Genomic DNA, 15,197 nt, shown 5'->3' with positions numbered 1-15,197 from the left:
ACAGTCTCGAACCATCGTAGGCGCTCCATCGGCGCGATGGTCACTGGTGGCGGTGCTCGACCCCGCCGAACCCGACATAACTCGCGTCCTGCACACGCCCCAAACGTTATCCGGTTACGCCGTCGGCGAACGCTACGGCAGGATGCACGAGTGGAGCCCGTGGAGATCATCGAGGATGGCGTGCTGCTGCGGCCCTGGCGAGAAACGGATGCCGAGGCCGTGCACCGAGCCTGCCAGGACCCGGACATTCAGCGTTGGACCACCGTACCGCGCCCGTACCGGCCGGAACACGCCCACGGATTTGTCACCGAGATGAGCCGGAAGGCCTGGGCCGAGGGCACCGGGGCACCGTTCGCGGTCTGCGACCCGGACACCGGGGAACTGCTGGGTTCCAGCGGGCTGATCTCGATCGACGAGGACGGCACCGGTGAGATCGGCTACTGGACGGCACCCTGGGCGCGTGGCCTGGGCGTGATGGTCCGGGCCACCCGGGCGGTGGCCCGCTGGTCCTTCGACACCCTCGGGCTTCGCCGGCTCATCTGGCAGGCCGAGGTGGGCAACCACGCCTCCCGGCTGGTGGCCCTCCGGGCCGGTTTCCGGATCGACGGCAGGTTGCGGCTGGCCAACCCGGCGCTGCCCGGCAGCGCGGACGGCTGGATCGGCTCACTGCTGCCCGGCGAGGTACCGGCCGCCGGGTCGACCGGCCCGGCCGGTCCGGGCACCCTCGCCGCCCGGCGGGCCGCCGTCTTCGGCCGCCCGCAGCCCGTTCTGTTCGCCGAGACCGGGGCCGGCGAGCTGCGGCTGCGGCCCATGGAGGAGAAGGACCTGGACGCCGTGGTGCAGACCTGCCGGGACCCGGAGAGCATCCGCTGGACGACCGTGCCGGACCCGTACGAGCGCGCCGACGCGCAGGGCTACCAGGCTTACGGCCGGGACGCCTGGGCTCGGGGGGACGCCGCCTGCTTCGTGATCGCTGACTCCGACGACCGGTACGCGGGCACGCTCGACCTGCGGCTCTCACCCGCCGACCCGCTGGTGGCCGACGTCGGCTTCATGACCGCGCCAGCGGCCCGGGGTCGGGGCTACCTGCCCGCCGCGCTGGTCGCTCTCAGCGCCTGGGGCTTCAGCACGTTGGGCCTGGCGCGGATCGAGTGGAAGGCGAATGTGGGCAACACCGCCTCCCGCCGGGCGGCGGAGAAGGCGGGCTTCCTGGTCGAGGGGATCGCCCGGGGCGGCGTGCAGCACCGGGGCGAGCGGGTGGACGTGTGGGTCGGGGCGCTTCTCGCGAAGGATCTGGGATGAATCTGCGGCCGGTCGTCGAGGCGCACGGGGTGCGGCTGCGCCCGTTTCGCGCGCAGGACAGCGTCGACGTGGTGGACGGCTGCGCGGACCCGCTGACTCAAGGGTTCGTGTCGAACCTGCCAACGCCGTACACCGCTACCGACGCCCGCTGGTGGATCGACGTCGGCGCCCCGGCGGCCTGGACCGGCGGCGGCACGGCGTACGCCGTCGCGGACCCCGCTACCGATCGTCTGCTCGGCGCGGTGGGGCTGAACAACCCGGTGCCCGCCCGGGGTCAGCTGGAGATCGGCTACTGGATGCGACCGGCGGCGCGCGGTCGCGGGCTGGCCACCGCGGCGACCAGCGCGCTGAGCGAGCACGCGTTCGCCGCCGGGGCGGCCCGACTGGAACTGCTCACCGAACCGGAGAACGGTCCGAGCCAGCGGGTCGCGCTGGCCGCCGGCTTCCGCTACGAGGGTCTGCGCCGTTCGGCGGGTGCGTCCCGCGACGCCGGCCGGCACGACCTGCTGGCCTGGGTACGCGTCGCCGGTGATCCGCCCGGCCCGGCCGCCCGGCTGCTGCCCGACCTGCCCGGCGGGGTGCTCACCGACGAGGTGGTGGCGCTGCGCCCACTCGCACCGGACGACGCGGCGCTGATGTACCGGCTGCACAGCCGACCCGAGGTGGTGGCGAACCAGGCGCCGCCGGTGCCGCCGACGCGCGAGGCGATGGAGCGGCGTTGTCGTCTCGCGCAGAGCGGCTGGCTGACCGGCGAGATCGCCCGGCTGATGATCACGGACGTGGCCAGCGGCGAGCCCGTGGGCAGTTGCGGCTTGTCGTACACCGACGTGGCCGCCGGCGAGGCGTCGGTCGGCTACGCGTTGCTGCCGGACTGGCGCGGCCGGGGGTACGCGACGCGGGCGGTCCGGTTGCTCGCGGGCTGGGCGTTCGGCTCGGCCGGTATCGCCCGGCTGTCGGCCGGCACTGTGCCGGACAACACCGCGTCGCACCGGGTGCTGGAGCGGGTCGGTTTTCGGCGCGAGTCCGTTCAGCGCGGCCGGCTGCCCGGGCTGAACGGCACCCGCCTGGACGACCTGACCTTTGCGCTGCTCCCCGCCGACCTCCGCTGACGGATCATGGGGTTGTGGTGGACGTTTCCCACCACAACCCCATGATCGACGCGGATCGGCTACCGGTCAGGTGGCGAGGGAGATGATGCCGTAGTCGTACGCGTGGCGCCGGTAGACGACGCTGGGGCGGCCGGACTCCTTGTCCTGGAAAAGGTAGAAGTCGTGGCCGACCAGTTCCATCTCGAACAGCGCGTCGTCGATGGTCATCGGCTCGGCCGGGTGGACCTTCTCCCGGGCGATGTGCCAGGGCTGGTCGTCGTGCTCCTCTTCGACGCGCTCCGCGACCGCGGTGCCGGCGCGGGCGCCGTCGCTCGGCGCGCTCAGCGCGTTGGGCACCAGGTCCGCGACCGGAAGGCCCGCTGTGGCCTCGGCGACGGAGATCGGCGCGTGCCGGCCCCGGTGTACGCGGCGGCGGTCGGCCGCGCGGCGCAGCCGGGTGTCGAGCTTCGCGATGGCCGCGTCGAGCGCGCTGTAGAAGTCGTTCGTGCAGGCTTCGGCCCGAATCACCGGGCCCCGGGAAACGCAGGTGATCTCCACCCGCTGGCAGTGGTCGGCCTGGCGCGGATTGCGCTCGTGAAACAGCTCGACATCAACGCGAATAAGTTTGTGGTCGTAGCGTTCGATCTTCGCGAGTTTCTCGGCTACGTGTACCCGGTAATGGTCCGGCACTTCGACGTTTCGGCCCTTGACCACGATGTCCACGTGACCTCCCTTGTTCGGACGGTCTTCGATCCGGTTACCCGGCCGCGCGCCGTGGGGAGACCCGCTGGCGTCGACCGGTTGGTACGGCTACGCCTCCTCTCACCGCCGAGGGTGGTGGGAAGACCTCCTACCCCCGACAGCGAAACGCTAACTCCTGTTTGCCCGGCAGTCACCCCATGTTGCCGAGACGACCCAGGATTTTTCGCACCTCATACACCAACGGGTGAAACGGAAACACTACCGGTTACGACTGGTGTCTTTTCTCGGTCGCCGCGAGCACCGCCGCGACACTCGGTGCCCACCCTGTCGCGGTCAGCACCCGGCTCGCGGCGGCGAGGGTCACGCCGGTGGTGACGATGTCGTCGAGCAGCACCACGACCGACGCCGCGCCCTTGGTACGACCCCGGACCGGCCCGGTCGAGCGGGGCTGGAAGGCTGCCTCTGCCGCCGCCGCGCGTCCGGCGCTGTCCAGGGTGACCGAGTCGGGTCGGGGCGACGCCCGCAGCGGACGGTGCACGCGCACCGCCCAACCGCTCCGGTTGAGCCGGGCCGCGCAGTGCCGGGCCAGCCGGTCGAGGTGGTCCCCGTAACGGGACCGGGCCGCCGCCGCGGTGTCCGGGACCGGAACCAACGCCACCGGGCGGGCCCCACCGACGGCCGCCGCGACGACCTCGGCGAGCAGGGCGCCGAGCGGGCGAGCCAGCCCGTGTCGGCCGTGTTCCTTGTACGCCAGCAGGGTCTCGCGCAGCGGACCCGCGTACGGGCCGAGGGCGACGCAGGACGGCAGGCCCGGCGGGGCGGGGGTGGGGCGGACCGCCCGTGGCCGCAATGCACCCAGTGCCGCGACGCAGGCGGGGCAGACCCCGTGCCGCAGGCCGGGTCGGCGCTCCCGACAACCGGCGCAGTCGGCGGGCAGCACCAGGTCGGCGAGGTCCGCCCAGAGCCCGCTCACCGTGTCAGTAGAGGAAGAACGGCGCCGACGGGTTGCTCGGCCGGACACCGGTCGGCACCGGGGCGATGTCGCGTACCCGCCCGGGCTCGATCCGTTCGAACGGGCTGCTGCGGTAGGCCACCCCGTTCGCCTCGTACATGTACGCCCCGCTGGGCGCCCGCACACTGCGATTTGTCGGGTACGCGGTCAGGTGGGTGACCTTGGCGCCGAGGTCGGTACGCAGCGGCGTCTCCAGGGCGCCGTCGACACTGATCTCGTAGATCGCCGGCTGGCCGACCGACCCCGCCACCACGAGCTGGTCCTCCCTGCCCCAGTCGACCGCCGTCGGGTTGGTGAGCGAGGTGACCAACTCTCGGGGCGGGCCGATGGACGCCCCGCCGCCGTCGAGGTTGACCGCGGCGACGTAGAGACGGCTCCCGGCGATCAGCGCCACCCGCTGGCCGTCCAACGCGGCGGCCACCGCGGTGACCGCGGCGGAGGGCAGGTTGAGCGGCACCGGATACATCCGGGCCGCCTCGTCGAACCGGTAGAGCTGCCCGTCGGCCACCACCAGGCCGCGGCTGGGGCGGTTGTCGACAGTACGCAGCCACACCGGTCGGCCGATCGAGGAGTATTCGGTGCCGCTGCGGCTGATGACGGAGACCGGGTCGACGCCCGTGCCCACGGCGAGTCGGTACCGGTTCTTGCCGCTGCCGGTGACCACCATCGCGGCGAGGATCCGGCGGTCCTTGGCCAGCCCGAGGCTGGCGGAAACGACGTTGCGGTTGGCCTCGGGTGTCAACGGCACCGTGCCGCTGGGCTCGCCGTCGAAGTCGAGTGGGTGGATCGCGCCGTCGTACACGCCGAACCTCTGCGGGCTGGCGGCATACGGATAGAGCACCCGGGAGTCTCGTCGCTCGCCCAGGTCCACCACGGGCTGCGCGTTGTTGCGGATCTTCAACTCCAGCTGACCGGTGAGGTCGCCCAATGACCAGGCGATCTGCGTGATCAACTGGTCGATCCCGCTCTGGTCGTCACCGGACATGTCCAGGTTGACCTCCCACCGACCGTTGCCGCCGGTGGCGTTGTTGATCAGCTCAGTGCGGTCGGGCAGCCCGACGACTCCCGGGCGCAACCAGTCGGAGGGGCCGCCGACCAGCCACTTCACCACCTCGTTCACCTGCCGCTCGACCGGCACCGCCTGCGGCCGGTAGCGCTGGTCGGGCACCAGGCGGCTGCGGTCCGAACTCCAGAAGTAGATCGTCTCGTCCTGGTAATACTCGCGAAGGGCGGTGTCGCTGAGCAGCAGCACGTTGGGCGGGTTGATGATGTAGAGGCCGGCCCGGTCATCGTTGACGCCGCCGTTGAAGGACGCGCTGCGCAGGCCGAACTCGTACTCCGTCTCGGTCGCCACCGGTGGAGCCAGGGTGCCGTTGGTCCGCAGCACCCCGATCTGCTGCACGGCGATCTTCACGGTCGTGGTCGAGTCGCTGTTGAGGGTGTAGACCGACTCGCGCAGCCGGACCACGTTCAGCGCGACCTCGCTGCCCTTCTTGTCCTGTAGGCGGGTCTTGTCCTCCGGGGCGATGAACGCCTTGACCCGCTCGTACGCCCGATCCGGCTCGCCGGCGGCGGCGGACAGGAAGTTGCGGACGAACGTCTCGTTGACGCTGCCGCTGGCCGTCCGCGTCGGTGGCTCACTGCCCCGACTGATCACACCGGCCTCGGTCGCGGCGCCGCCCTTGCCGTCCACCCGCACGTCGGATGCCGCCGGGATGCCACAGCCGGCGCCCAGCAGCACCATCACGCCGAGGGTCCCGAGCAGAGTCGGCCGTCTCACGAGCGCACCTCCGTCCGCTGTCCGTCTCCGGCTGGAGCCGGGCCGATCGCCAGCGCCCCGCCCGCGCCGGGACCGATTGCCAGTGGCCCGCCGTCGCGCGGGCCGCCGAACGGCAGTGTGGCGTCGGCCGGCACCAGCCGCAGCGGTGAGGTGGTCAGCCGATCGCCCGCACGAGCCGGCAGGGTGAGCCGGAACTGCGCGCCCTGCCCGGGAGCACCCCACGCCTCCAACCAGCCGCCGTGCAGCCGCGCGTCCTCCAGGCTGATCGACAGGCCCAGCCCGGTGCCCCCGGTCTGCCGGGCCCGGGACGGGTCCGCCCGCCAGAACCGGTTGAACACCAGCTTCTCCTCGCCCACTTTCAGCCCCACACCGTGGTCGCGGACGGTGATCGCCACGGCGGTCTCGTCGATGCCGAGGGTGATCAGCACCGGGCGGGCCTCACCGTGCTCGACGGCGTTGCCGACCAGGTTGCGCAACACCCGCTCGACCCGGCGCGGGTCGACCTCGGCGATCACGGGCGTGCCCGGCAGGTCGAGTTCGATCGGTACGCCCACCCGCTCGGCCAGGCCAGCCAGCCGGTCGACCACCCGGTGCACCACCGGCACCAGGTCGGTCGGCTCGGAATCCAGCATGGCGAAGCCCGCGTCGAACCGACTGATCTCCAGCAGGTCGGTGAGCAGCTCCTCGAATCGATCCAACTCGGCCTGGAGCAGCTCGGCGCTGCGGGCGACCGCCGGGTCGAACTCGTCGCGCTCAGCGAAGATCAGGTCGGCGGCCATCCGGACCGTGGTCAGCGGGGTACGCAGCTCGTGGGAGACGTCTGACGTGAAGCGGCGCTGCAACCGGGACATCTCTTCCAGGCGCAGGATCTGCCGTTGCAGGTTGGTGGCCATCTGGTTGAACGACGCGGCGAGCAGGGCCAGGTCGTCCTCGCCGTTGACCACCATCCGCTGGTCGAGCAGGCCCGCGGAGAGCCGCTGGGCGGTTCGTGCGGCAACCCGGACCGGGTTGACCACCAGCCGGGTGACCAGCGCCGCGAGCAACCCGAGCAGGATCACCAGCGCGACCCCGGTGGCCACCACTGTGGCGCGGGCGTCGGCGGCGGTGACGTCCTGCCGGCCCAGCGGGACCAGATAGTAGAGCTCGATCTGGCCGAAGCGGGTGGGCACCGGTGACCCGTAGACCAGGTATTTGGTGCTCTCGCCGGTGAGTCGCCCGGTGCGGATCTGACTGGCCACCTTGCCGTCGGCGATCGCGGCCCGCAGCTCGGGGCTGATCAGCGACTGCACGTTCGCGGACGGGGAGGTGCGCGTCTGGATGTCGTTGGGATAGTCGTCGGCGGTGATCGCCACCACCACCCCGCTGGTCTGCTGGGGGTCGCCGCCGGCCAGGTAGTTGACAGTGCCGTCGATGGTCTCCTGGAGCTGCGCCTCCTGCGGCTGCCCGTAGAAGGAGACCTGCTTGGCCGCGTAGCTGGCACCGCTGGTCACCCGCTGCCGGACGTCGCTGCGAGCGCTGTCGAGCAGGATGGTGGTGATCTTGTCAGCGATCAGGAACGCGAACCCGCCGACCAGCAGGCTGGACGCGACCAGCGTGATGGTCACGACCCGGACCTGGAGCGAACGGCGCCAGGTCTGGTGTGCCCGACCCACCGCACGAGCGACCCGACCGCTCACCGCACGCCAGAGCTCCCCGCCGGCGCTGGGCCGGCGGGCAGCCGTACTCGGGGAGGGTGGGGGCGGCGAGGTCGACACAGTGCGACCAGGCTATCCGGTCCCTGCCTTGTAGCCCACGCCCCGCACGGTGAGGATGATTTCCGGTCGCTCCGGGTCTGGCTCGATCTTGGCCCGCAACCGCTGGACGTGCACGTTGACCAGACGGGTGTCGGCGGCGTGCCGGTAGCCCCAGACCTGTTCGAGCAGCACCTCGCGGGTGAAGACCTGACGTGGCTTGCGGGCGAGCGCGACCAGCAGGTCGAACTCCAGCGGCGTCAGCTTCACCTCCTCGTCGTTCCGACTCACTGTGTGCGCGGGAACGTCGATGGTGATCTGGTTGTCCGGCGGCCCGATGGTGAGCATTTCCGGGGCCACGTCCTCGCCTCGGCGCAGTCGGGCCCGCATCCGGGCCACCAGCTCCTTGGGCTTGAACGGCTTGACCACGTAGTCGTCGGCGCCGGACTCCAGGCCGAGCACGACGTCCACGGTGTCGCTCTTTGCGGTCAACATGACGATGGGCACGCCGGACTCCGCCCGGATCGACCGGGCCACGTCGATACCGCTCATACCGGGAAGCATCAGGTCAAGCAGCACGATATCGGGACGACTGTCGCGAAAGGCGGCCAACGCCCGCTCGCCGTCCGCCACAAACGAGGGCAGGAAACCCTCACTGCGCAGCACGATGCCGAGCATCTCGGCGAGCGCGGGGTCATCGTCGACCACCAGTACGCGGGCTCTCATGGGATTAATATTGCATCCTCATTCAGTTCGGTGGGACCGGCGTCCGCCGGTAACGCTTCCATGATCCCCCTTCGGCGCCGCCTGGCGCCACAGCAGGCTGGGCCGAACCCGTTGTCGCCATCCGGACGACAGTCAGCCGAACAGCCCACGCCCCCAGTGATCCCCGCCGTCGCGTACCCCGGGAGGACAGGCGAACACCCCGCTGGAGACGTGTCGCAGGTACTCGTTCATCACGTCGTGTCGGGCCAACTGCGTCTGGATCGGCACGAACTGACGGCGTGGATCGCGCTGGTAGGCGATGAAGAAGAGGCCCGCGTCGAGTCGGCCGAGGCCGTCCGAGCCGTCGACGAAGTTGTAGCCCCGGCGCAGCAGCTGAGCGCCGCCGTTCCGACTCGGGTGGGCCAGCGTGACATGAGCGTGCTCGGCGATCACCGGCTTCCCGTCCGCGCCACGGGCGGCGAAGTCGGGCTCATCGAACTCGTCGGTGCGACCCAGTGGCGCGCCGCTGCCCTTGGTCCGGCCGACGATCTCCTCCTGCTCAGCGAGGGAGGTCCGGTCCCAGGTCTCCACGAGCATCCGGATCTTGCGGGTGACCAGGTACGAGCCCCCGGCCATCCAGTCCGGTCCGTCGCCCGGCTGCACCCACAACTGGTCGCGCAGCAGGTCGGTGTCCTCGGCCTTGAGGTTGGCCGTGCCGTCCTTGAACCCGAAGAGGTTGCGCGCGGTGGCCTGCTCCCGCGAGGTCGACGAGGTGCGGCCGAAGCCCAACTGCGACCAGCGGACGCTCACCACGCCCATGCCGAGCCGGGCCAGGTTGCGGATCGCGTGCACCGCCACCTGCGGGTCGTTGGCGCACGCCTGCACGCAGAGGTCACCGCCGGAGAGCTGCGGCTGCAACGCGTCACCCGGGAACTTCGGCAGCTCGGCGAGGGCGGCGGGCCTCCGGTCGGCGATGCCGAAGCGGTCCCGCCCGTCGGCGTCGCGGAACAGCGTCGGCCCGAAGCCGATGGTGAGGGTGAGCTGCGAGGGAGGCAGGCCGAGTGCTTCACCGGTGTCGTCCGGTGGGGCCTCCGGCATCCCGCCGACCGCACCCAGGATCCCGGCGTCGCGCCCCGCGGTCATCCGGGCGGCGGCGGCCGTCCACTCCTCCAGCAGTTCGACGAGTCGGGCCCGGTCCTTGGTGATCACGTCGAAGGCCACGAAGTGCAGCCGGTCCTGCGCCGGGGTGACGATGCCGGCCTGGTGCTCACCGTGGAACGGCACGGCCCCGGCCGGGTGGTCGTTCGCCGCGGCCGGGCCATGGGAGCCGTTCAGCAGTGCTCCCGCGCCGGCCGCCACCCCGGCGACCCCGGCCACCCCGGCCCCGGCCAGGGTGATGGCCCGGCGCCGGGTGAACCTGCTCCCGCTCATCGACTCGACTCTTTCTGCCAGGTGGTCACTTCGCGACGGCCGCGGCGACCTTGCTGATCGGCTCGGCGAGCGCGTTGATCCCGTCGGAGAGCTCCTTGAGCTCGGCCTTGCTCAGCGCGGTGTGCAGCTTCCACCCGTCGCCGTCGCGGTGCTTGCCGAGCAGTCCCTCGACGTTGGTGAACTCGGTGTCCAACTGCGTGACCAGCTCCGGCGAGCGCTGCTGCAACGCGGGCCGCAGGGCGGACACGGCGGCCTTGGAACCTTCGAGGTTGGCGGCGAAGTCCCACAGGTCGGTGTGCGAGTAGCGGTCCTCCTCGCCGGTGATCTTGCCGCTGGCCACCTCGTCGAGCAGTTCCTTGGCACCGTTGGCGAGCTGGAGCGGGGAGAGCTTCTCGGCGTTCGCCCTGGCCACGATCTCCTTGACGTCGACGAGCAGCCGGTCGGCGATCGGGCCGTCCTTGCTGATGTCACCGGACTGCCAGAGGTCCTTCTCGATCCGGTGGAAGCCGGTGAACTCCATCCCCTCCTCGATGACCTCCTCGCGGCCGTCGATCTTGGGGTCGAGGTCACCGAAGATCTCGGCAACCGGCTCGATCCGCTCCCAGTAGGTGCGGGCGACCGGGTAGAGCGCCTTGGACTTCGCCACGTCGCCGGCCTTGACCGCGCCGACGAACTCCTCGGTCTTGACCAGCAGCGCGGCGGTCTGGCTTTTGACGTAGCGCTGATAGTTGTCGGTGGCGTCACCCAGCGCGGCGTCCGCGGTGAGCGGCTGGGCCGACCCGCTGACCTTGAGCGCACCCCGGATGCCCTTGCCACTCATCCCTGGCTTGCAGGCCGTCTGGTACGTGCCGGCCGGCAACTCCACGTGCAGTTCGCGGCTCAACCCGGGGGCGATGTTCTCCACCTCGCCCATCACGCGGTCGCCGTCGGCGTACACGTAGAACTCGGTCACCTTGGCACCCGAATTGGTGATCTTGAAGGTGGCGGTGCCGGCGCCCAGGTCGGTCGAGCCGACCTCACAGGCGGTGTCGCTGGCCTTGACCACGATCGGTCCGCCGGACGCGGCCGAGTCACCCTTGTCGGAGTCGGAGCAGGCGGCCAGACCGGCCGTCGCCAGCACGCCGGCGGCGGCCAGCGCGAAGAACTGGGTGGTACGCATCTGGGCTGTCTCTCCTCGTGGGTCAGGCACGCTGCGGCGTGGACGCCGCCTCGGCCTCGGCCTCGGCGCCGGTGTCGGCCCCGCGCTCGGTGACGGTGGTGGTGGTCGGGGTGGGTGCCGGCTTGCGCCGGGCCGGTCGCAGGAAGAGCAGGAGCACCGGTACGGCGTACGCGACCCAGGCGATCGTCTCCAGCACGGTGGGCGCGGGAGTCACGTTGAACATGCCGGCGAGCAGGGCCGCGTACCAGGTGCTCGGGTCGAGCGCGCCGGTGATGTCGAAGGCCAGGTCGTTCAGGCCGGGCAGGACGCCGGCCTCCTGGAAGTCGTGCACGCCGTACTTGAGGATGCCGGCGGCGACCAGGATCAGCAGCGCGCCGGTCCAGGTGAAGAACTTGCTGAGGTTGATCCGCAGGGCGCTGGCGTAGAGCAGCACGCCGAGGGCCACTGCGGTGACGATGCCGCCGATCAACGCGAGCAGCGGGCCGCTGTCGCCGGCCGCGCCCTGGGCGGCCGAGTAGAAGATCAGCGCGGTCTCCAGGCCCTCGCGGATCACCGCGAGGAAGGCCATACCGGCGACGGCGAGGGACCCGACGGCCAGCGCCTCGGTGAGCTTGCCCCGCAGTTCACCGGCGATGGTCCGGGCGGCCCGGCGCATCCAGAAGATCATCCAGGTCACGAAGACCACGGCGGCGACAGAGGTGATCGCCTCGAACAACTCACGATCCTCGGAACGGGACAGCAGCGAGGTTGACGTGTACTCGATCAGCCAGCCGAAGAGCACCGAGAGCGCCACGGCCAGGCCGACGCCGGCCCAGACCTGCGGCAGCCGGTCCCGGCGCTGCGACTTCACCAGGAAGGCGACCAGGATGCTGACCACCAGGGTCGCTTCCAGCCCTTCCCGCAGACCGATCAGGTAGGTGGCGAACATCCGGGCTCCGAGTAGGTTAGGCACGCCTTGGCTGACTTAGGGCAGGCATACCTTCCTCCCTGCTCAGGGCGCTCGTCAAGTCGTTCACGACAAGCTCACTGGGCCGGTGACGAAGACCGACGGCCGCCGGCAGCCGGCCTGTCGCCGGTCGGCTGTGGAAGGATCCCCGCCGTGAGGGGATTCCTGCCGTGGTTGACGGTGCTGGCCGTGGTGCTGCTGCTCAGCGCGCTACGCCTGCGGGCGCTGGCCACCGTCGTGTCGGTCGGCTGGCTGATCTGGTGCGTCTGGACGTGGTTCCGACCCACCCGACGCGGCCCCCGTTCGGGCTGAGCCGGAGACGCTGAGCCCGCCGAGCCGGCGGCGGAGACGACGAACCGGGCCGGCTGCGAACAGCCGACCCGGTCCGGAGATGTCGATCAGTAGCGGTAGTGGTCCGGCTTGAACGGACCCTCGGTGGAGACGCCGAGGTACGCGGCCTGCTCCTTGGTGAGCGTGCTCAACTTGGCGCCGAGAGCGCCGAGGTGCAGCCGGGCCACCTTCTCGTCCAGGTGCTTGGGCAGCACGTAGACGCCGATCGGGTACTCCTCGGTCTTGGTGAAGAGCTCGATCTGGGCGATCGTCTGGTTGGCGAACGAGTTCGACATGACGAAGCTCGGGTGCCCGGTCGCGTTGCCCAGGTTCAGCAGGCGGCCCTCGGAGAGCACGATGATGGCGTGCCCGTCGGCGAAGCGCCACAGGTCGACCTGCGGCTTGATGTTGATCCGCTCGACGTCGGACCGCTTGGCCAGCCCGGCCATGTCGATCTCGTTGTCGAAGTGGCCGATGTTGCCGACGATGGCCTGGTGCTTCATCCGGGCCATGTGCTCGTTGGTGATGACGTCGAAGCAGCCGGTGGCGGTGATGAAGATGTCGGCCTGCTCGACAACGTCGTCCAGGGTGGCGACCTGGTAGCCGTCCATCGCGGCCTGCAACGCGCAGATCGGGTCCACCTCGGTCACCACGACCCGGGCGCCCTGACCGCGCAGCGACTCGGCGCAGCCCTTGCCCACGTCGCCGTAGCCCATGACGACCGCCATCTTGCCGCCGATCAGCACGTCGGTGGCGCGGTTGATGCCGTCGATGAGCGAGTGCCGGCAGCCGTACTTGTTGTCGAACTTGCTCTTGGTCACCGAGTCGTTGACGTTGATGGCCGGGAAGAGCAGCGTGCCAGCCCGGTGCATCTCGTAGAGCCGGTGCACGCCGGTGGTGGTCTCCTCGGTCACGCCCTTGATGCCGGCGGAGATCCGGGTCCAACGCTGGCCGTCCTCGCCGAGCGAGCGGTGCAGCAACTCGAGGATGACCGCGTACTCCTCGGAGTCGGCGGACTCGACCGGCGGGACCGCCCCGGCCCGCTCGAACTCGGCACCCTTGTGCACGAGCAGGGTGGCGTCGCCGCCGTCGTCGAGGATCATGTTGGGGCCCTGGCCGTCGGGCCAGGCGAGCACCTGCTCGGTGCACCACCAGTACTCCGGAAGGGTCTCGCCCTTCCAGGCGTACACCGGAACCCCGGCCGGAGCCTCGGGGGTGCCGTCCGGGCCGACGACGATCGCCGCGGCGGCGTGGTCCTGGGTGGAGAAGATGTTGCAGGACGCCCAGCGGACCTGCGCGCCGAGCGCGACCAACGTCTCGATCAGGACGGCGGTCTGGATGGTCATGTGCAGGGAGCCGGTGATCCGCGCGCCGGCGAGCGGCTGCGCCTCGGCGAACTCACGCCGGATCGCCATCAGGCCGGGCATCTCGTGCTCGGCGAGCTGGATCTCTTTACGCCCGAACTCGGCGAGCGACAGATCCGCCACCTTGAAGTCGCCGTCGGCGAGCGTGCTCGGCCGGGCCTCGGACGGCGTGCCGCTGGCGGACGCCGGGAGGGTGCTGGTCATGAAAGCTCCTGTCGAACGATGTCTGCGCCGACCCTCCACCTTACGCGCGTCGGCGACGGGCATCAGGCACGGTCGGCGGACAGCGCACGGGGCGGTCGGTGATGGACGGACCTTCCCGCCCACGTCCCGCCCGCCCCGTGCATCCCCCCGGTTTGGTTCCCCCGCACGTTCTCGGACCGTCGTCGCGATAACGCTGCGTACTCATAGAGTCACACTCAGGCAAGGTGACGTCAAGCTATTCCGGGAAAGTCGGACTTGTGTCGTTGGCCCGAGTCGAGGTCAGCGCAGCCCGGACGTCGCCACGTACGCCACACCGGCACCGTCGATCCGCAGCGGCGCTCCCAACGCCGTACCGATCGCCGCCTCGCCCGAGACCAGCGTCAACGCGCCGGCACCGTCGTCCACGGTGATCGAACCGCCAGCGCAGAGCACCACCCGGGGCCCGGGCAGCGGCAGCGTCACCGAGGGCACCGCCGCGTCGACCCGCACCCGGTGCAGCGCGAAATCGTCCACCGGCACGGGCCACCAGTCCACGCCCGGGCCGACCGGCTGCGCGGCCCGCACCGGATCGTGCAGCACCTCGAAGCGCAGCACCCGCAACAACTCGTCGACGTCCACCCGCTTCGGGGTCAGGCCGCCGCGTAGCACGTTGTCGCTGGCCGCCATGATCTCCACGCCGCAGCCGCTCAGGTAGGCGTGCAGGTTGCCGGCAGGCATCCAGATCGCCTCCCCCGCCTCCAGCCGCAGGTGGTGCAACAGCAGCGCGACCAGCGCACCCGGATCCCCCGGGTACGCCTTGGCCAGCCGGCGGGTCAGCTCCGCGTCCGGGCCGTCGGCCGGCGCTGCCACCACAGCGGCCAGCAGGTCGTGACGCCTCGCGACCGGCCAGCCGAGCAGCGTCCGCACCGCCGTCCGCAACCCCGCCGGCCCGGCCCGCAACGCGGCGACCACCGGTGCCAACGCCGGTACGCCGAACGCGGCGAGCGCCTCGGCCGACTCCGCCGGATCCCGGAAACCGCACAGCGCCTCGAACGGGGTGAGCGCGACCAGCAATTCCGGCTTGTGGTGCGGGTCGGAGTAGTTGCGCTGCCCCTCGGGGCGCCCCGCCTCCGCCGCGTAGCCGGCCTGCGCCTGCTCGGCGTCCGGGTGGGCCTGCAGGCTCAGCGGAGCGTCGGCCGCGAGCACCTTGAGCAGGAACGGCAGTCGACTGCCGAACCGCTCGGACACCCGCTGGCCGAGCCACTGCCCTGGTTCGTCCCGTACCAGGTCGCAGAGGCTCACCCGCAGACCGGCGCGATCCACGTGGGCCGGGGCGCCCGGGTGGGCCCCCAACCACAGCTCCGCCTCCGGACCCGCGCTCGGCACCGATCGCCCCTGGAGAAGGGCGATGGCCGAGCGCGAGCCCCAGGCGTAGTCCCGGATCGGCCCGTACAGTGGCTCCACC

The 15,197-nt window shown here is 71.0% G+C and carries 13 protein-coding genes; 3 read left to right on the top strand and 10 right to left on the bottom strand.

The annotated features are described in order from the left end of the window. Positions 1-150: 150 nt before the first annotated feature. Together MED15_RS15850 and MED15_RS15845 are read left to right on the top strand one after the other, a co-directional pair. The gene (locus tag MED15_RS15850; protein ID WP_112736016.1) at positions 151-1,302 is read left to right on the top strand and encodes a GNAT family N-acetyltransferase; all 1,152 of its coding nucleotides are present in this window, start codon (positions 151-153) and stop codon (positions 1,300-1,302) included. After that, positions 1,299-2,411 (top strand): GNAT family N-acetyltransferase, encoded by a 1,113-nt coding sequence (locus MED15_RS15845; protein ID WP_112736014.1) that lies wholly within the window; start codon positions 1,299-1,301, stop codon positions 2,409-2,411. Before MED15_RS15850 ends, MED15_RS15845 begins: the two co-directional genes overlap by 4 nt. Before the next feature lie 66 nt (positions 2,412-2,477). Here the strand turns inward: MED15_RS15845 and hpf are convergent, their stop codons facing one another. The 8 genes from hpf to efeU form a co-directional block, all read right to left on the bottom strand. After that, entirely contained in the window at positions 2,478-3,113 is a 636-nt protein-coding gene (gene hpf / locus MED15_RS15840; protein ID WP_091393991.1) for a ribosome hibernation-promoting factor, HPF/YfiA family, read from the bottom strand. A gap of 244 nt (positions 3,114-3,357) precedes the next feature. Next, positions 3,358-4,065: a ComF family protein gene (locus MED15_RS15835; protein WP_112736012.1), complete on the bottom strand. Its 708-nt coding sequence runs from the start codon at positions 4,063-4,065 to the stop codon at positions 3,358-3,360. 4 nt (positions 4,066-4,069) lie between these two features. Next, a complete protein-coding gene (locus MED15_RS15830; RefSeq protein ID WP_112736284.1) occupies positions 4,070-5,848 on the bottom strand; it encodes an LpqB family beta-propeller domain-containing protein in 1,779 nt (592 codons plus the stop codon). Between the two features lie 32 nt (positions 5,849-5,880). Further along, a complete protein-coding gene (gene mtrB, locus MED15_RS15825; protein ID WP_112582391.1) occupies positions 5,881-7,638 on the bottom strand; it encodes an MtrAB system histidine kinase MtrB in 1,758 nt (585 codons plus the stop codon). Positions 7,639-7,650: 12 nt separating this feature from the next. Continuing rightward, entirely contained in the window at positions 7,651-8,340 is a 690-nt protein-coding gene (mtrA, locus tag MED15_RS15820; protein ID WP_030331519.1) for an MtrAB system response regulator MtrA, read from the bottom strand. Between the two features lie 132 nt (positions 8,341-8,472). After that, positions 8,473-9,750 (bottom strand): iron uptake transporter deferrochelatase/peroxidase subunit, encoded by a 1,278-nt coding sequence (gene efeB, locus MED15_RS15815; RefSeq protein ID WP_112601865.1) that lies wholly within the window; start codon positions 9,748-9,750, stop codon positions 8,473-8,475. A 25-nt stretch (positions 9,751-9,775) separates the two neighbouring features. Continuing rightward, positions 9,776-10,909, bottom strand: coding sequence for an iron uptake system protein EfeO (efeO, locus tag MED15_RS15810; RefSeq protein ID WP_112582394.1), 1,134 nt, complete (start codon positions 10,907-10,909; stop codon positions 9,776-9,778). A 22-nt stretch (positions 10,910-10,931) separates the two neighbouring features. Next, the gene (gene efeU, locus MED15_RS15805; protein ID WP_112601866.1) at positions 10,932-11,837 is read right to left on the bottom strand and encodes an iron uptake transporter permease EfeU; all 906 of its coding nucleotides are present in this window, start codon (positions 11,835-11,837) and stop codon (positions 10,932-10,934) included. A gap of 171 nt (positions 11,838-12,008) precedes the next feature. Here efeU and MED15_RS33480 point away from each other — a divergent pair, with 171 nt between their 5' ends. Next, positions 12,009-12,167, top strand: coding sequence for a hypothetical protein (locus tag MED15_RS33480; RefSeq protein WP_167362326.1), 159 nt, complete (start codon positions 12,009-12,011; stop codon positions 12,165-12,167). A gap of 86 nt (positions 12,168-12,253) precedes the next feature. Here MED15_RS33480 and ahcY read toward each other — a convergent pair whose 3' ends face one another. Further along, positions 12,254-13,753, bottom strand: coding sequence for an adenosylhomocysteinase (gene ahcY, locus MED15_RS15800; protein ID WP_091394012.1), 1,500 nt, complete (start codon positions 13,751-13,753; stop codon positions 12,254-12,256). 279 nt (positions 13,754-14,032) lie between these two features. After that, the gene (gene manA, locus MED15_RS15795) at positions 14,033-15,196 is read right to left on the bottom strand and encodes a mannose-6-phosphate isomerase, class I (RefSeq protein WP_112736010.1); all 1,164 of its coding nucleotides are present in this window, start codon (positions 15,194-15,196) and stop codon (positions 14,033-14,035) included. Position 15,197 lies beyond the last annotated feature (1 nt).

The sequence above is a fragment of the Micromonospora noduli genome (assembly GCF_003264475.1).
GTDB classification, from domain to species: Bacteria; Actinomycetota; Actinomycetes; order Mycobacteriales; family Micromonosporaceae; genus Micromonospora; species Micromonospora noduli.
Note: the sequence above shows the minus strand (reverse complement) of the source record. Positions and strands in the feature narration are given on the sequence as shown.